Annotated in this window: 13 protein-coding genes; 4 read left to right on the top strand and 9 right to left on the bottom strand. The window is 60.4% G+C overall.

The features are described 5' to 3' along the window. Positions 1-12 precede the first annotated feature (12 nt). The 3 genes from GSQ82_RS16125 to GSQ82_RS16115 all read right to left on the bottom strand — a co-directional run bounded on the left by GSQ82_RS16125 (position 13) and on the right by GSQ82_RS16115 (position 5,686). On the bottom strand, positions 13-3,354 hold the full coding sequence (locus tag GSQ82_RS16125; RefSeq protein ID WP_158793213.1) for a vitamin B12-dependent ribonucleotide reductase: 3,342 nt from the start codon (positions 3,352-3,354) through the stop codon (positions 13-15). Positions 3,355-3,872: 518 nt separating this feature from the next. Beyond that, complete coding sequence (locus GSQ82_RS16120) at positions 3,873-5,045, bottom strand: glycosyltransferase 87 family protein (protein WP_158793212.1); 1,173 nt, start codon at positions 5,043-5,045, stop codon at positions 3,873-3,875. 107 nt (positions 5,046-5,152) lie between these two features. After that, entirely contained in the window at positions 5,153-5,686 is a 534-nt protein-coding gene (locus tag GSQ82_RS16115; protein ID WP_158793211.1) for an HNH endonuclease, read from the bottom strand. A 250-nt stretch (positions 5,687-5,936) separates the two neighbouring features. On the opposite strand from GSQ82_RS16115, the gene GSQ82_RS16110 reads away from it, so the two are divergent. Beyond that, complete coding sequence (locus GSQ82_RS16110) at positions 5,937-7,814, top strand: M61 family metallopeptidase (protein WP_158793210.1); 1,878 nt, start codon at positions 5,937-5,939, stop codon at positions 7,812-7,814. Position 7,815: 1 nt separating this feature from the next. On the opposite strand, the gene GSQ82_RS16105 is transcribed toward GSQ82_RS16110, so the two are convergent. Next, positions 7,816-9,045: a YihY/virulence factor BrkB family protein gene (locus GSQ82_RS16105; RefSeq protein WP_254061682.1), complete on the bottom strand. Its 1,230-nt coding sequence runs from the start codon at positions 9,043-9,045 to the stop codon at positions 7,816-7,818. Between the two features lie 139 nt (positions 9,046-9,184). On the opposite strand from GSQ82_RS16105, the gene GSQ82_RS16100 reads away from it, so the two are divergent. Together GSQ82_RS16100 and GSQ82_RS16095 are read left to right on the top strand one after the other, a co-directional pair. After that, the gene (locus tag GSQ82_RS16100; protein WP_371417218.1) at positions 9,185-10,015 is read left to right on the top strand and encodes an MBL fold metallo-hydrolase; all 831 of its coding nucleotides are present in this window, start codon (positions 9,185-9,187) and stop codon (positions 10,013-10,015) included. Between the two features lie 3 nt (positions 10,016-10,018). Beyond that, entirely contained in the window at positions 10,019-10,894 is an 876-nt protein-coding gene (locus GSQ82_RS16095) for an aldo/keto reductase (RefSeq protein ID WP_158793209.1), read from the top strand. Between the two features lie 88 nt (positions 10,895-10,982). Here GSQ82_RS16095 and GSQ82_RS16090 read toward each other — a convergent pair whose 3' ends face one another. The 4 genes from GSQ82_RS16090 to GSQ82_RS16075 form a co-directional block, all read right to left on the bottom strand. After that, complete coding sequence (locus GSQ82_RS16090) at positions 10,983-12,359, bottom strand: NAD(P)/FAD-dependent oxidoreductase (protein ID WP_158793208.1); 1,377 nt, start codon at positions 12,357-12,359, stop codon at positions 10,983-10,985. Positions 12,360-12,538: 179 nt separating this feature from the next. After that, positions 12,539-15,466, bottom strand: coding sequence for an IPT/TIG domain-containing protein (locus GSQ82_RS16085; RefSeq protein ID WP_158793207.1), 2,928 nt, complete (start codon positions 15,464-15,466; stop codon positions 12,539-12,541). Next, positions 15,453-16,214 (bottom strand): hypothetical protein, encoded by a 762-nt coding sequence (locus GSQ82_RS16080; RefSeq protein ID WP_158793206.1) that lies wholly within the window; start codon positions 16,212-16,214, stop codon positions 15,453-15,455. Before GSQ82_RS16080 ends, GSQ82_RS16085 begins: the two co-directional genes overlap by 14 nt. A gap of 75 nt (positions 16,215-16,289) precedes the next feature. Continuing rightward, entirely contained in the window at positions 16,290-16,490 is a 201-nt protein-coding gene (locus GSQ82_RS16075) for an allantoinase (protein ID WP_158793205.1), read from the bottom strand. A gap of 73 nt (positions 16,491-16,563) precedes the next feature. On the opposite strand from GSQ82_RS16075, the gene trxB reads away from it, so the two are divergent. Further along, positions 16,564-17,517: a thioredoxin-disulfide reductase gene (gene trxB / locus GSQ82_RS16070; RefSeq protein ID WP_158793204.1), complete on the top strand. Its 954-nt coding sequence runs from the start codon at positions 16,564-16,566 to the stop codon at positions 17,515-17,517. A 160-nt stretch (positions 17,518-17,677) separates the two neighbouring features. On the opposite strand, the gene GSQ82_RS16065 is transcribed toward trxB, so the two are convergent. Beyond that, positions 17,678-18,007: a DMT family protein gene (locus tag GSQ82_RS16065; RefSeq protein WP_158793203.1), complete on the bottom strand. Its 330-nt coding sequence runs from the start codon at positions 18,005-18,007 to the stop codon at positions 17,678-17,680. Positions 18,008-18,037 lie beyond the last annotated feature (30 nt).

The raw sequence follows: 18,037 nt of genomic DNA, 5'->3' as shown, positions 1-18,037 counted from the left end.
CGAATATCTTCCTCAGCTGCAGCCGCTTGTGCTGCCGCAGGACATGCAGCGGTAGCAGGAGCCGCTTCTTGTCATGATGGCTCCGCAGGTGGCGCAGGAGGGTGAGTCGCCCATGTCGTACATGGACTTCATGGCGTCGGAGGCGTGGTAGATGCCTCGGTCTTCCATGGCGTGGGCGGATGACTCGAGGCCGCTGCGGGCTGCGAGGTCGGGTGCGATTCCCTGCTGGGGCGGGGTGGTGTAGAACTCATACTCTGCGCCTGCATTTGCAGCCGAAGGGTTCTGGGCGGTTGTGGCGGGGCTAAGAGCTTCGGGGTCCTTCGACTCACTCCGTTCGCTCAGGATGACGGCGCTTGAGGATGATGAGGCGTTGAGGTTGACGGCGTTTTGGGGGCTGGTGACGGTGCCTTCGACGGGGATGCTGGTCTGGCCGAGATTTTGCGGGCTGAGGCCGGCGAAGAGGTCGAACTGGTGTCCGGAGAGGAAGCGGATCTGGATCCAGCGGAAGATATAGTCCATGATCGACTTGGCGTAGCCGATCTGCTCGTTGCCGGTCCAGCCGGAGGGCTCGAAGCGGGTGTGGGCGAACTTTTCGCAGAGGACACGGAGGGGAACGCCGTGCTGGAGGGCGAGGGAGACGGCGGTGGCGAAGGAGTCCATGAGTCCGGAGACGGTGGAGCCTTCCTTGGCCATGCGGATGAAGATTTCGCCGGGCTGGCCGTTGGGGTAGAGCCCGACGGTGATGTAGCCTTCGTGTCCGGCGAGGCCGAACTTGTGGGTGACGGAGGCGCGCTCGGCAGGGAGACGGTGACGGACGGCGCGGGGTGGAGACTGGGCGTCGACGGAGTCGGAGTTCTGGAGGGCGGCTTCGGCGATCTGCTTGAGCTGGAGCTCGAGAGCGGAGATCTTCTGCTGGGCGACCTGGACCGACTGCGCGGCGGCGGCCTTGGCGGCGATGACGGCTTCTTCGATCTCGATGGAGCCGGCGGCTACGTTGCCGAGCGGCTTCTCCTTCTGGGCTTTGCCGTCGGAGGCGGAGACGTTGAGGGGCTGGGTGCCCTTGGAGTTGTCGCGGTAGATGGCTACGGCCTTGAGGCCCTGGCGCCAGCTCTCCATGTAGGCCTCGGCGATGTCGTCGACGGAGCAGTCCTGGGGGAGGTTGACGGTTTTGGAGATGGCACCGGAGAGGAAGGGCTGGGTGGCGCCCATCATCTTGATGTGGCCCATGTAGGAGATGCTGCGGGTTCCCTTGGAGGGCTTGAAGCTGCAGTCGAATACGGCGAGGTGCTCGGGCTTGATGGCGGGCGCGCCTTCGATGGTGCCGGTGGCGTCGATGTAGCTGACGATGGCGTTGACCTCGGACTCGGAGTAGCCGAGCTTGATGAGGGCGGAGGGGACGGTGTTGTTGACGATCTTGATCATGCCGCCGCCGACGAGCTTCTTGTACTTGACGAGGGCGAGGTCAGGCTCGATGCCGGTGGTGTCGCAGTCCATCATGAAGCCGATGGTGCCGGTGGGGGCGAGGACGGTGACCTGGGAGTTGCGGTAGCCGTGCTTTTCGCCGTGGGCGAGTGCGCCGTCCCAGGCGTGGCGGGAGGCTTCGATGAGCTGGTCGAGCTGGGGAACGAAGAAGGGCTCGGTGCTGGTCTTCGACTTTCCAATTTTGTTCACTTCCGCTCTGTGCATGCGGACGACGTCGAGGAAGGGCTCGCGGTTGACGTAGAAGCCGGGGCAAGCTCCGCCGGCGATGTGCGCCTGCTGGGTGAGCGCCGTGGCTGCGCCGAGGGCGGGGCAGGTTTCGGCGATGCGGGAGGACTGCCAGTAGGCGTCGCCGCAGAGGATGGAGGTGAGGGTGGCGGCGAAGTCGCGGCCGGCGTCGGAGTCGTAGGGGAGACCGAAGGCCATGAGGAGCGCGCCGAGGTTCGCATAGCCGAGACCGAGGGGGCGGTAGTCGTGCGAGTTCTTCGAGATCATCTCGGTGGGGTAACCGGCTGCGTCGACGATGATCTCCATCGCGGTGGTGACGACCTCGATGGCGTGACGGTAGCTGGGAATGTCGAACTGGCCGCCGGGGGTGAGGAACTTCAGGAGATTGAAGGACGCGAGGTTGCAGGCGGAGTCATCCAGGAACATGTACTCCGAGCAGGGGTTGGAGGCGTTGATGCGGCCGGAGTTCTTGCTGGTGTGCCAACGGTTGATGGTGGTGTCGAACTGCATGCCGGGATCGCCGCACTGCCAGGTGGCTTCGGCGATGTTGTGCATGATGTCGCGGGCCTTGTACTCCTTGACCGGGTTACGCTCCTTGACGGTGCGGGTGGAGAAGCTGCCGTCAGTCTCGACTGCGCGCATGAACTCGTCGTTGACGCGGACGGAGTTGTTGGCGTTCTGGAAGAAGATGGAGCTGTAGGCCTCGGAGTCGGGACCGCTGCCGTCGTAGCCGGCCTGGACGAGGTGCCACGCCTTCTTCTCTTCGTTCACCTTGCACTGGATGAACTCGTTAATGTCGGGATGGTCGACGTTTAAAATGACCATCTTGGCGGCACGACGGGTCTTGCCGCCGGACTTGATGACGCCGGCGAAGGCGTCGAAGCCACGCATGAAGGAGAGCGGGCCGGATGCGGTACCGCCGCCGGAGAGGGTCTCCATAGAGCCGCGGATGTTCGAGAGGTTCGAGCCTGCGCCTGATCCCCACTTAAAGAGCATGCCCTCGGTCTTGGCGAGGGTCAGGATGGAGTCGAGCGAGTCCTGCACGGAGTTGATGAAGCAGGCTGAGCACTGGGGCTTGGTGTAGCCGGTGACGGAGAACTCGACCTTGCCGGAGGTGGCGTTCCAGTGCCAGTTCTGGGCGTCGGAGTTGGGCTCGAGGCGGTCGCAGCCGACGTTGAACCAGACGGGCGAGTTGAAGGCGACCTTCTGGTTGAGGAGAAGGTGGGCGAGCTCGGCGTAGAAGGTGTCGGCGTCCTGCTGGGTGGCGAAGTAGCCGCCGGTCATGCCCCAGTCGCGTATGGACTCGGCGACGCGGGTGATCAGCGCACGCACTCCGGACTCACGCTCGCCGGTGCCGATGAGGCCGTGGAGGTACTTGCTGGCGACGATATTAGTCGCGGTCATGGACCAGTCGGCGGGGACCTCGACGTTCTTCTGCTCGAAGATGGTCTTGCCCTTGAAGTCCTGAATGATGGCGTCGCGAAGCTCCCAGACGATCTCGTCGTAAGGGGAGATGCCGGGTTTGGTGAAGTGGCGATCGAAGGTCAGGCCGGGCGCACGCGAGGTGAAGGGTGGGGCGGTCTGGTAGGAAGTTGCGCCTGTGGTGGTCTGAGTGCCCGTCTTGGTCTGGTTGGGAATGGTCGCCATGGAAAAACTCCTTCTAATTTGATGAAAAACTCAAGCTTTTGGCTCATTACGTGCTCATGAGCGGGTCTTGTCTGGTGGCATCCTCTTTGCTTCAAAGCGCTGGTAGATGGAACCGGGCTGGGGAGGCGTCGGCGTCAGAGGAGCGGTCTAAAAGACAAAACGAACGGAAATATTGGGTTGTTGCAGTCGTGAAAGTAACGCCCCCTATGGGGTGTGTCAAGTATAAAGCACAACATGTTGTGTTAGCTGTGCGAATACCCCTATTCAAGCGGTTCGAATGCTACAGAATGAAGAATAACGGGGCTTTTGCTGTGGATTTCGAAAAATTGCCGCATGCAGCGCGGGTTACTGTCTGGTTAATCTGCACTGTTTGAGAGTAGGCGCGATGGGGGCGAACAACAAGGGGCAGAAGTGGTGCAAATGCATGTGGACGAGGGTGGAAATGTGGATTTTCGGTCCCCATCTCCCTCTCCCCATCTCCTTATGGATGTGCATACGGCCTTCATGCTGTCTGGAGGCTATGGACGAGCTTCGGCGTCTGGAGTTTCCCTGGTCCGCGATTCTTCCTGGATAACGAAGTAGGTCGTGTAAGCGAGAAGCACCGCAAGAAGACCAACGTTGATGGCGAGGCCGACCAGATTGACGTTGAACCCGTGTATGGCGCGGTTTAGGAATGTGGCGAGGAACCAGAAGACGAATATGCCAAGAAAGACCGGCCGGCTTCTTCGAGATGAGTACCGACTGAGGGCGTAGGAGAGAGGAATCGCGAGAAAGACGTAGTCGTAGATAAGGTGCTTGAACAGGAATAGGCTTGCGAGCGAGACGAGGGTAAGCTCGGCGCCCTTGGAGAGACGAAAGCGACTTAGGAAGATGGTGTAGAGAAGGCTGCAGGCAAAGGCTACTGCATAGGAGAGATTGACCGCGCGGGCGTTCGCGCCCAGGTATGTGAAGAAGTACTCCGTGAAGGTCATTAGGTCGGCTATGCCGGGGTTCACGGCGACTCGTGAGACGAGAAACGGTTCGGCTGCCAGTCGAAGCAAAGGCGTAGGCAGCAATAGGTGTACGCCAATCAACCCCACGACAAGCACACCGGCCGCGATCAGAAGCAAACGTATCCGGCCGCGGAGGAGAAACAGAAGTCCGACTACAGGCGAAAAGCTGTACTTCACAAGACTGAATCCCAGGCAGATGCCGGAGAGCCATGTAGAGAGGGCAACATAGGCTGCACAGAAAAAAAACAACTCGAAGAGGCTTACCTGGCCAACTTCGAGAGTGACTCGAAAGGGCGCGCTCATCCACAGAAGACAGAGGACAAGAGTGGTCTGGAAGCGATCGAGTGAAAAGAGCCTTTGCAGCAGTAGCACGACGAGAATGGAGAGGCAGATGTTACCCACGCACCAGACGATCTGCGCTGTGTGAAAGCTGAGGAGACCGCAGGGTAGCAAAAGAAGATAGAAGAGATGGAGGTAGTTCGGCGGGCTGAAGTGTGAAGGATGGTGTGGAAGACGGGAAAGTTGCTCCTGCCATGGATCGATATGCTGGCTCAGCAGACGCGCGTCGGACCACTGAAGGTCGTGGCTTCCATACTCAAAGGCGTGGCGAATACCCAGGACGAGCGAAATGACAGCCGCTCCGCCGAGGACGACGAGCATGACGATCCAAAGTCGATTATGAGTCTGTTCTTCTCGCATCAAGCTCCAGTTATCAGAAGCAGGCCCGTTGTGCGCAAACAGATGACGAAGAAAATAATGGTAGCAGCCGAATGAAGAGATGAGACCAATCTTCGGAAGAACGGCCTTCAGGAGATTGATTCGATCTTCGACCTTCCTTTACCGGCGGCAACGAGTTCGCCGCTGATGGAGGGACGTTTTGCTGAGAGCCGAATGCGGAGCTGGGCGGTCGCTTCGCGGTGGCAGAGCAGGCAGAGGGTGCGGAGGTTGTCGAGGTCGCACTGGCCGCCGCCCTCGGCTACGGGGAGGATGTGGTCGGCGTCCCACAGGCTGCGGCGGGTGGTGATGGACTTCATGCCGTAGAGACGGAGGCCGGCGGCGCGGGCGGGACCTCGGGCGCGCTTGAGGGCAGCATAAGCGGCGAGGGTGTCGATGCTACAGACGGCGCAGATGCCGTGGTCGCGAGCGAAGACCTGGTCGCGGAGGTAGCCGGGATCGGTGCGGAGACGCCACTGGTGAACGCAGTAGTCGCTGCAGAAGGTGCGACGGCGTCTGGCGAGGATCTCGAGGTCGCACCAGCGGCAGAGCGGCAGGCTGTTCGGCCCGAGAGGGAGAGCTTCGCGCGTGGTGCGGCCACCGGGCAGGGTGCGGGAGACAAGCATGCTGCCTTCAAGGATAGGGCGGGCGAGGCCGCTTGGGGATGATAATGCGGGTTCCTCTCCTTCTATGACGACGTTTGACATGCAAAAAAGATGATCGGGGAGACAACTGGAACGAACAAAACGCACTGTATTCGGTGCTATGTGCAAGACTCTGCACATTAATTGCAAATGCATTTGCAATTGCGACAGAGGTACACGTTAGACTGGATGCGGTTTATCAATAGCTGCAACGAAAAAGGCGGAACGACTGATGGATGTTCGAAGGAACGTGGCTGGAGCAGGTCTAGCTCTGGCTTTGAGTGCTGGTGTGGCGATGGCGCAGACGGCGCCGATTACGCTGAGTGTGGACCTGACGGACGCTCCGCGGAAGATTCTGCATGCGACCGAGGTGATGCCGGTGACCGCGGGACCCTTGACGGTGGTGTATCCGAAGTGGATTCCAGGCGAGCATGGGCCGACCGGGCCGCTCGGCAATATGGCTGGTTTTATGATTACGGCCAATGGGCAGCCGGTGAAGTGGGAGCGGGATCAGGTAGATATGTATGCGTATCACGTGACGGTGCCGCAGGGCGTGACGCAGCTTGAGATGAAGATCGACTTTCTTGCGGTGGTTGGAGGCGAGTTTACTGCTGGAGGCTCGACCAGCGAGAACCTGGCGCTGCTGAGCTGGAATACGCTGCTGGTCTATCCTGAAGGCAAGAGCGCGAGCAAGGTGATGTTTACGCCTTCGGTGAAGGTGCCTAGCGGGTGGAAGTTTGCGACGGCGCTGGACAAGGATGGCGGCTCGGGTGAGTCGGCACAGTTCAAGACGGTGAGCCTGGAGCAATTGGTGGATTCGCCCGTGCTGGCTGGGCGGTACTTCAGGGAAGTAGCTTTGGCTCCGGAGATTTCACCGAAGCATTACCTGGATATGGCTGCGGACGGGCCGGAAGAGATTGAGCTCTCGCAGAAGCATATCGACGAGTTCAATAAACTGGTGCGGGAGACCGGTGCGCTGTACAAGAGCAGGCACTATGGCTCGTATCACTTCCTGGTGACGTTGAGCGACGAGGTGGCGCACTTCGGCCTTGAGCATCATCAGTCGAGCGACGACCGTGTGATGGCGACGACATTTTCCGACGACCGCGAGTTCGTACTCGATGGCCTGCTGCTGCCGCACGAGTTTACTCATAGCTGGAACGGCAAGTACCGCAGGCCTGCTGGTCTGGCTACCAGCGACTATCAGAAGCCGATGATCGGCGATCTGCTTTGGGTCTACGAAGGCTTGACGGAGTACCTGGGCGATGTGCTGGCGGCGCGGTCAGGCATCTGGACTGCGGAACAGTACAAGCAAAGGCTTTCGACGATTGCTGCGGAGTATGACAATCGTCCGGGCCGCACTTGGAGAGACGTGCAGGACACGGCGCGGTCGGCACAGGTTCTGAATGATGCAGGCGGTGGCTGGGATAGCTGGCGGCTCTCGCTCGATTATTACGATGAGGGCGAGCTGATCTGGCTGGATGTGGATACGACGATTCGCAAGATGACCGACGGCAAGAAGAGCCTGAACGACTTTGTGGCGAAGTTCCATGGGCTGGGCGGCGACACACCTCCCAAGGTCGTGCCATACACGTTTGAAGATGTGGTTGCGGGCCTGAACAGCGTGGTGCCGAACGACTGGGCTACCTTCCTGCGGTCGCGGCTGGACTCGAACTCCTACCATGCGCCGCTGGGTGGGTTGGAGAACGGCGGCTACAAGCTGGAGTACACCGACAAACCGAATTCCTGGAGTGAGCTGGCCGATGCCGAGAGTGGAACATTCAACTTCTGGTACTCGATCGGCATGCGCGTCGGCAAGTCGGGCGGCATCTACGACGTGCTGAAGGAAAGCGCTGCAGACAAGGGCGGCATCGGACCGGGGATGAAGATCCTCGCCGTGAACGGACGCGCCTTCACGCCCGATGTACTGAAGGCAGCTGTGCATAACAGCAAGGACTCGGGCCCGGCGGTGGAACTGATCGTCGAGAACACCGGGTACTACAAGGTGGTGAAGCTGGACTATCACGGTGGCGAACGTTATCCACGGCTGGATCGGGTGGCGGGCGTGCCGGACAGGCTGGACGACATCCTGAAGCCGGAGACGAAGTAGCTCAAGCTGCTGGCTGAGTGCTGGAAGGCTCAGTCGAAGTTGTAGAGTCCGCCGTTGTGGTGAGGTTGATCTGCTCCGTGGCGAGCAGATGCCTGGCTGCAGCGGCGGCTTCTATTTCACTGTTAATCTCAGCGCCAAGAAGAAGCATTAATCCGCTGAGATAGAACCACGTCAACAGAATAATCACCGCGCCCAATGAGCCGTACGCAACCGAGTAGCCCCCGAAGAGGTGGACGTAAGCGCGCAGGCCGAGAGAGGCCAGAATCCAACCGACGATCCCGATCGCAGCGCCCGGAGTGAGCCAGTGCCAGTGGCTCTTTTTTACGTCGGGCGCGAAGTAGTAGATGACTGCGAAGAAGAGTGACAGGAGAACAAACGCGAGGAGCCAACCCAGACTACGCGCGGTCAAGGCGAGGATGGCTGCGAGAAAACCGTGATCGACGCGCAGATAAGCCATGCGGGCGAAGAAGTCTGCGCCGAGCAGCGAGGCCAGCATCAGGGTGACCAGCACGGAGAGCAGCATGGTTGCGCCAATCGCGGACATGCGAGCGCCCATATATGAGCGAGTCTCCTTGACCTTGTAGGCGACGTTGAGCGAGTCCTGAATAGCGGAGAAGCCGACCGAGGCCGACCAGATCGCGAAGACGAAGTCGAAGGTGAGTTTGCCGCTGGTCGCCGAAGAGGTGATCTGGCTGAAGGTGCCAAGCACCATGTGCATCGCGTCGGGCGGGATGACGATGGAGAGATAACCCAGCAGCGAGTAGTAGATCTTTGAGGCTGATTTGGCAGCGAGGCCGAGCAGGGAGGTTGCGGTGAGAAGGCTGGGGAAGAGGGCAAAGATGAAGTAAAAGCCCAACTCGGCGGCACGTCCTACAAGATTGTCGTCAAGCAACGATCGCCAGGTGTGTTTTGCGATGACGCGAATGGGAATGCCCTGCAGGTTCCAGAGCGAATGGAGCGGTGAGCGCGAGACGAGATCCCAGATGCGCCGCTGAAGCTGCGGAGGGATGGGACGGTCGAGGATGGGATCGGCGGCGGAAATGGCATCTTCTCCTGTTGTTCTGGGTTTTCCCTGGGCGTTGCTGGCTCTGATTGCCGCCTGTCTATCGATTGCGTTTGATTGCCGTCTTTTACCGGTGAAGGGCTCGCCGTGCGCTCTGCCGGGAGTACTCTGGCTAGGTAGATGCTGGGTGCTTGAAGATTGGTGGCTGGAGAGACTCTGATTTACCACCCGGCATAGTTCGTATGGCTATCTATCGGCATCTACTTTATTGGTGAGATGAATGCGAAGAACGTGGAGAAGCAGGCCCTTTTCGATTCGGAAGATGGAGCAGTTGTGGAGGCTGGTCAGGGAGAGCCACGAATTGCCGATGACCGGAATCTCCCGTCCGGTAAAGCTGGTGGACGTGGATGAGCTTGGCGTGACGTTCATCGGCCACTCTTCGTTTCTGCTGCAGGTTCACGGGCGAAGGCTGCTGGTGGATCCCGTATTCTCGAAGCGGCTCATCGTGCTCCGCCGCCAACGCAAGCCGGGCGTCCTGATCGAGGAGCTTCCGGCCATCGACGTGGTGCTGCTGACCCATGCGCACATGGACCACCTGAATATGCCCTCGCTGCGGCGTGTGATCCGGGCGACGCGCAGGCTGACGGGACGCGCCCCTGAGGTGGTGGTTCCAAAGGGTGTGGAGGATCTCGTTGTCGGGCTTGGGTTTTCGCAGGTTCACGGCTTGGCTTGGTGGGACCAGATTGAGATTCAGGGGCTAAAGGTCACGATGACTCCGTGCAAACACTGGGGCGCACGGATGTTTCGCGACACCCACCGGGGCTACGGCGGCTATGTCGTCGAAGGTGGCGGCCAGTCCGTCTATCACTCCGGCGACACGGCGTACTTCGAGGGCTTTCGCGATATCGGCGAGCGCCTGCATCCGGAGGTCGCACTTCTGCCGATCGGGGCCTACTTCCCGGATAGCTATCGCTCGGTGCATACCAGCCCAGAGGAGGCGGTACGCGGCTTCCTCGAACTGGGAGCGCAGCGGATGGTTCCGATGCACTATGGCACCTTCCGGCTGGGACGCGAGCCGATGGACGAGCCGTTGCAACGGCTTGCAGCAGAGGCTGCGCGTCTGGGGATTACAGAACAGATAAAAGTTCTGGAAGAAGGCGAGACGATGCACCTTTCCGCAAAAACCCGCATCCGATAGGACATGGCTACTACGACACAACATGCGAATGCACAGGCCAGCGGCACGTTTGCGCTGGGTGGAGATTTAACCGTCAACCGACTTGGTTTCGGTGCAATGCGGATTACCGGCGACGGTATCTGGGGCGAGCCCAAGGACCCTGCAGGCGCGAAAAAAGTGCTGCAGCGCGCCGTGGAACTGGGCGTAAACTTCATCGACACAGCGGACGCGTATGGCCCGGACGTGAGTGAGCGATTGATCGGCGAAGCACTCTCCCCGTATGCCAAGGGCGTAGTAATCGCGACCAAGGGCGGACTGACGCGGCAAGGCCCCAACAAGTGGCTGCCGGTAGGTCGTCCAGAGTACCTGGAGCAGCAGGTGGAGATGAGCCTGCGCTGGCTAAAGACCGATCGCATCGACCTGTGGCAGTTGCACCGCATCGATCCGAAGGTGCCGGTCGAAGAGTCGCTTGGCATCATCAAGAAGCTGCAGGAACAGGGAAAGATCCGGCACGTAGGCCTCAGCGAAGTGAAGCCGCACGAGATCGATCAGGCGCGCAAGGTCATCGAGATCGTCAGCGTGCAGAACCAGTACAACATCGGCGACCGGCAGCATGAGGACGTCGTTGAATACTGCGACAAGCACAAGATTGCGTTTATCCCCTGGTTCCCGGTAGCTGCGGGCAAACTCGCGCAGCCCGGCGGAAAGCTGGACGCTGCGGCCAAGAAGCATGGCGCGACGGTGTCGCAGCTCTCCCTGGCATGGCTGTTGCACCGGTCGCCCGTGATGCTGCCGATTCCGGGAACGTCATCGGTCGCCCACCTGGAAGAGAACATCGCCTCTGCTGACGTGAAGCTGTCGGCCGCGGAGTGGAAAGAGATCGAAGACTCGGCAAAGTAACTGGTTCAACAAATTGCAGACGCAAGAAAGAGAGCCGCAGTCGTGGGCTCTCTTTCTTGCGTCTGCACAGAGTGAGTACGGCAATACTTTAAGGCTTCAAAATCATCGCTTCGAGCGGAGACTTGCTCGAAGCCTCCTCGGCCACCTTACTCTGACTGTCCCAGCCCGGCAGATCCTGCGAACCGGTGATGAGGCGGACGCCGTCATTGAAGGTGAGATAGGTAATAGCCCACTGACGAAAGACCGAAAAGCGGTTGCGGAAGCCGATGAGGAAGAAGATATGGACGGTCAGCCATGTCATCCATGCGGGAAAGCCGCTCCAGTGCGCCTTGAAGGGCCATTTAATGTCGGCAACCGCAGCCTTGCGGCCAATCGTTGCCATGTCGCCTTTGTCGAAGTAGCGGAAGTTTTCGTCCTTGCTTCCAGACGTGGCGCCGATCAGCCGTCCGATCCGTTTGGCGGCGTAGCGTCCCATCTGCATGGCGGGCTGTGCGACGCCGGGAACCTGTTTCCCATCCTGCTCTACGTGGGCGAGGTCACCGCAGATGAAGATCTCAGGATGGCCAGCCGGGTTGAGATGGCCATCGACCGTCACGCAGCCCCTCCTGTCCGTCTCGACACCGAGGAGCTTGCCCAGCGGCGAAGCCTGCACCCCAGCGGCCCAGAGTGTGACGACGGCGTCCACGCGCTCGTCACCGATCATGACGTAGCCCGGCTGCACATCGGTGACGTGTGCATTAGTGCGAAACGTGATCCCGAGTTCTGTCAGCTGCTCGCCAGCCTTAACCTGCAGGTCCGCAGGATAAGAGCCGAGTATCTTGGGTGAACCTTCGAGGATTAAAATCTTCGCCATGGACGGGTCGATGTGGCGGAAGTCCCTGGTCATGTAGAGACGCGCAATATCGCTGATAGCCCCCGCCAGCTCCACCCCGGTGGGTCCGCCGCCGATGATGACGAAGTTCAGAGGAGGATGGGTGCCGGTCTCCATCATCTGGCGCTCGGCGAGCTCGAACGCAAGCAGAACGCGTCGGCGAATTTCGATGCCATCTTCAACGGTCTTGAGACCTGGTGCGAGCTTCGCCCATTCGTCATGGCCAAAGTACGAGTGAGTGGACCCTGTAGCGACGATGAGGTAGTCGTACTCGAGCTGCACCCCCGTCTTCAGATGGATACGGCGTTGAGCGAGATCGAAGCTCAGAGCCTCGTCCATCAGAACCTCGATATTGCGATGATCGCGCACGATGGATCGAATCGGCTGCGCGATATCGGCCGGGGAGAGCACAGCAAGCGCGATCTGATAGAGCAGGGGCTGGAAGAGATGGTAGTTTCTGCGATCGACTATGGTGACGTCCACCGGCAGCTTCGCCAGCTCAGTCGCCGCGTTGATGCCTGCGAAGCCTCCGCCGAGTATGACTACTCGCTTGCGCATCGCCTCGCCCGGTTTTACGTCCGCTGCTGCCGTCATGCAGGCTCCTGGGTCGTGTGTCTGTTGTCTTTCAGCTGATAGCTGTCTCTAGTGTGATGCTAGGACCATGGCTCCTGCCACATGTTTGTTGAAGATTCATAGTCTTGCGAATAAAGCCGCAGTGGATCGCCGTGCCTGATTCGATGCCGCTTTCCCGATAAAGTTACATGGCCGCAGCGTTATGGCTGGGATTGCAGCGACAGCGAAAGGAATCCCTGAGTGCCTGTGGCCGCGGCCAGGTTGGTAGTGCCGGCGACACCGGCTAAATGCTCGGGGAGAATCGTCATCAGGCCGTTGATATCGCTTGTAAGCGGATACTGCGATGACGCGAGAACCGGAGGAATAGGGCAGCGGCCTCGGTCGGGACAGGCGGGCTGCCACGCATCAACCGTCTGGTAGATCTGAACCAGCGCCCCCGCCACAGGGTGTGAGGCACCGTCGATCACTTGAAGGATGACCGGCGTGAAGGAGCCGGAGGCGGGAATAGTCTGACCCGATCCGCTGAGTGCGATCAGACTCAGTGCGCCAGGATCGACCGCCTGCGCGGTAAAGGTGGCGCATACGGTCGTCCACGCGCAGGCAAAGAGCGTAGCCTGCGCCCCGGAAGCAAGCGGCCCCACCGTTGCGACCGACTGGGCGATGCCCTGCCCGCTAACCAGTGACTGCGCCGGTGCAGCCACAATCGATCCCGAGACCGTCTGCCAGCTTACAGAAATACCCGCAGTTGAAGCGGCGTTATCGGCGACATTGACCTGAAGCGGCCACGAGACCACAGCTCCGGCAGCGACATACAAGACCGGCTGCACCGGCGTGACGGTCTGGGTACGCGCGATCGCCGCGAAAGAGGCATTAGCAGTGCCGCCGACGCCGCTGGCCTGTAGCATTACGACGCCCTGCGCCAGCGCGGTGACCTGGGTGGAGGCGATGCCATGCGTATCGGTGTTCACCGTGCATGGGCTCACGCTCCCGCAGGCCGCAAACTGCACAGTTCCGCTGGTCGCTGCGAAGGTGACCGCCTCGCCCACAACAGGCGTAACGCCGTCGCCGCTAATAACCTCTACGGCGAACGGAACAGCCGAGGGCTGTCCAACGATGACCGTGCCCGAAGGTGCAGTCAGCAGATTTAGCGTGGTCACCGGCGCGCTATAGTTCAACGCACGCGTCATGGTGGTGGTGCCGCCGGTCGAAAGATCAGTGACGACAACACTCGCAGCCGTAGCCGCGTTGCGTCCAAGCACGCTGAGCGAAGGCGCTACCGCAACGATGGTGTTGGCCGTCCAGTTGGTCACGGTTGCGGCAACACCGTTGATGGTGACGGTATTGCCTGTGCGAAATCCCATTCCAGTGATCGTGATCGTCCCTCCCGCCGGGCTGATCGTCGCAGGAGAGACGCTATCGGCATAGAGAACGCGCGCCTGGTAGTTGAAGTCCGGACGACCGTCTCCCCGCTGATCGCCGACAACGAATCGCAGCTGGTCAGCCTTCCGGAACGATGCCGAGAGCGTCGTCATGCCGGTAGCTTCGCCGTTGAAGGGCTCGCCCGCAGCCGCAATTCCAGGCAGAGAGCCGATCGCATCCGTTGCGTTCCAGATACCAATGACGGGCATGGCCTTGGCAGTAGTAGCGAAGCCTTGTTCGTCCTCAGCAGTCACCTCGACGGTGAGCGAACGGCCAGCCTTTACGTCGAGCGAGTTCCACGCCGTATGCCCGTATCCGCAGATCTGATCGGTCCACCAGCCCGTGGCCGGCGCGGCGGCAGGAGAGGACTCGGTGCCATCCGCTGCGGTGTCACATCCACTGGCCGCGCCTCCAGTCATAAAGTCATAGTCGAACTGAAGGTAGCTGAAGAGGATGAAGAGAGTCTGCGGAACATCGGAGCCGGAGGGTTCTACCGTTCCGCTGGTATACGGGCCAACCGCGTACTGGCCGGTATAAAGCGGATTGATAGGCTCGGTCTCGAGAATCACGTTCTGCCAACCGCCCGGCAGCATCGGAGTCCGCTGAATATAGTAGTAGCCCTCATAAAAGGAGTTCGAAGTGCCAAGCCCGCCGTTGAACGTAGTATCCGGCCCCGTGACGGGATTTCCGTTCGAGCGCCGGAACCGGTTCCCCGTGACCGACGACGCCGTGTACCACTGCTCGATCTCAGAGGCGTCCGTATCCTGCGCCCAGCGGCGCGCGACCACATTCACCCCCTGCATACCCTGTCCGCTGGGAAACGACACCAGACCGTCGATCAGCATCGCATTCAGCAGCGAGTCCATCTTGCCCGCAGGAGCCGTCCCCTGGGCGAGGAAATAAAGCTCGGCCAGTGCGGAGAGATCGTCGGGCCGCAGCGTAAAAGGCTCAGGCATGCACTGAAAGGTGTACGGACCGCAGATGATGTCGATCGGATGCATCACCGGCCAGTTCATCGCCTGATTGATGGTGGGCTGCGGAGCGCCGGTGAATACGTTGTCGTTCGTCTGCGACCAGCCCAGGCCAAGAACACGTCCGAAGGCGCGCATCAACTGATACTGCATCTGCGTCTGTTCGTTGGGGTCCGTGCCGGTGCAGCGGCCGTTAAGAATCAGCACAGCGTGCTGGATGAAGCCTGATGGAACGATGGAGTCGACGGACTCCGTAACGCCATTCTGCAGGCATCCGCTGGGATCGCTTGCGCCATCGCCAAGCAGCAGATCCGTAACTGAGCCGTCGCTGTCGTAGATAACGGCAATCTGCACGCTCTGATAGTTGCTGCTCTGCACATCGCTGGGAAAGATCACGCCGGAAGAGCCGAGAAACGAGTTCGCCCCACTGACGTGCTCGTTCAGATTTCCACCCTGCGCGAGCACGAGGCTGGAGGTGGGTACATTCCACACACTCGCCGCAGCCGCCACCAGCGCGTCTGCCGCGGCATGATTCACGGTGGCGCTCAGATCTCCGGGATCGGTGAAGTAGAGCGGCTGATTCGTGTACCAGACGACGTCCACACCCGATGTAGTGAAGTACGGCGCGCCCGTCACCCAGCGCGGACCGCCCGCCCACAGCGTCGTCGCTGCACCAAGCCAGATCAGCAGCGAAGCAGACAGCATGAGCCTTCGCAATAGGCCTTTACGGTGCGACATGCTGTGCTCTCTGCCATGAGGTCAACATCCCGATCACCGTACCGACCGAAGCCTGCTGGGCCGGTACCGACGACCCGCCAGAGGCATCACCGCCGATAGCCGGAACCAGCACCGGCGCAGTCGAAGTCGCGCCGACCGACGCCCCCGAGACCATCACACTCGAACGACCCGCCGCTCTGGCTGCATGCGGAGAGACCGCACGATACGACACCGCACGCGGAAGTTTCGCTCCCAGCCAGCGCAGGTCGACGAAGGGTGGCGGTGGCGGACTGTTCGCATCGAGCGACACCGTGCCTCCCTGCCGAATCGGCAGCGCCCCATCAAGCCCACCCACCGGAGAGCTCATTCCGGCGGCGCTCGGCGCATGCAGCAGCATCAACAGCCGCTGCCCTACACGGTAGCGCTGACCATCCCGCGCCCACAGGCCTGCCCACTCGCGCAGAACATAAGGCACGCCCACAGTGCATCCAAGAACGGCCTCATCGACGCGGAACTGAATCTCCACCACCGTCGCGCCTCCCGAAGCCGGAAGCCGCACCGACAGCACCTGTCCGGCAAAGATGACGTCCGCCTGCGCAGACATCTGCTGCAGGACGTCCAGAACAGTCTGTGGAGGTGATGCCGTGGAGGCAGACGAAGACGGGGATGCAACCGGCACAGTCGTCTCGCCATGGGCAGACGAGGCCAGCAAAACCGCGGCTACGGAGATAACTCCAAGCCGAAGAGAGGATTGCAAACTAAGGGCCATCTCGCTCCTCCGTCCCTTACTTCTTCGTCAGAAGTAACGTGGGACAGAGGGCGTGACCCGTTTCGCGACAACCCTTTAGATCTCGGGATAAAAGTCGAAGAAGGCGTCCAGGCTCATCCGAAGCTGCGCCTCGATCTGCTCCCGGCTGCCTTCGAGCACATGCATGGTGACGCGAGCCTGATTCCCGTTTTTAAGCATCACCGGCGCCTCGCCGACCTCTGCTACCTCGTCCGCCGGTAACAGCCTCATTCCATACACTAGTGTCAGATCTGCCATAGCCTCAATTGTTGCACCGATCGCCGGTTTGCATCTTTCTCGCTCGGCGCGCATATACACTATTAGAGTCCATATGCCTGAAAATACGACACGCGAAACTGTAATCCTCGGCTCCGGATGCTCCGGACTTACCGCTGCCATCTACGCTGCACGCTCCAACCTCAAGCCCCTCGTGCTCGAAGGCCACGAGCCCGGCGGACAGCTCTCCATCACCACGCTGGTTGAAAACTTTCCCGGCTGGCCCGAGGGCATCCAGGGGCCTGAGCTCATCGAAAATATGAAGAAGCAGGCAACGCGCTTCGGCGCCGAGCTGAAGATGGCTCACCTGAACTCCATCGATCTCACCCAGCATCCCTTCATGCTCACCGTCGGCAGCGAGATCATCCACACCCGCACGCTCATCATCGCCTCGGGCGCCAGCGCGCGCTGGCTCAATCTCCCCTCCGAACAAGCCCTGATCGGCTACGGCGTCAGCTCCTGCGCCACCTGCGACGGCTTCTTCGCCTCGGGCAAGGAGATTGCCGTCATCGGCGGCGGCGACTCAGCCATGGAAGAGGCGCTCTTTCTTACGCGCTTCGCCTCCAAGGTCACCATCATCAACCGCAGCGAAAAGTTCCGCGCCTCGAAGATCATGCTCGACCGCGCCATGGCCCACCCCAGCATCCGGTTCCTCTCCAGCACCACCGTCGAAGAGGTGCTTGGCGTCGAAGAGAAGGACGTCAAGGGACTGCGCCTGCGCAACCTGGTCTCGGACGAAGTATACGTTCTGCCGGTCAGCTTCATGTTCCTCGGCATCGGTCACATACCCAACGCCATGGCGTTCAAGGGCATCCTCGACCTCGACGATGACGGCTACATCCTCACTCGAAACAACGTCTTCCCCACGCACAACGGTCAGATCATCCCCGGCGTCTTCGCCTGCGGAGACATCCAGGATCGCCGCTACCGCCAGGCCATCACCGCTGCGGGCTCCGGCTGCATGGCTGCCCTCGAAGTCGAAAAGTATCTAGAAGAGCACGGCAGATAATACAAGCGCCTACGCGGGCAGCGATCACTTCGTGACGCGTATACCCCTCCGGTCGCTGCTCCCGATGTTCGCTGGAAAAGATCTCTCCGCCGACCAACGGAAGGCCCATGCGAAGCGGTATGAAAGTCACGAAGTGACCGCCGCCGCGCAGGCGCTTTGTCTAGAACTTGTGAAACATAAAGAACGCACCCGCCACCAGGCACCCGAACGCAACCGCGTGGTTCCAGTGCAGCTTGTCCCCAAAGTAAAACGTAGAGAATACCCCGAAGACCGTCAGCGTAATGATCTCCTGAATCACCTTCAACTGATCCGGCGAGAAGGTCTTCGAGCCGATGCGGTTCGCCGGAACCTGCAGGCAGTACTCGAAGAAAGCGATGCTCCAACTGACCAGGATCACCTTCCACAGCGGCACCTCCTTGTACTTCAGGTGCCCGTACCAGGCGAAGGTCATAAAGATGTTCGAACCGATAAGCAGAAAGATAGTCCACATAAGCTGTGCTGCCTCCTTGTTGCCAGAGCC

Source organism: Granulicella sp. L60, from assembly GCF_009765825.1.
In the GTDB taxonomy this organism is placed as follows: domain Bacteria; phylum Acidobacteriota; class Terriglobia; order Terriglobales; family Acidobacteriaceae; genus Edaphobacter.
This window is presented reverse-complemented; position numbering and strand designations above follow the sequence as displayed.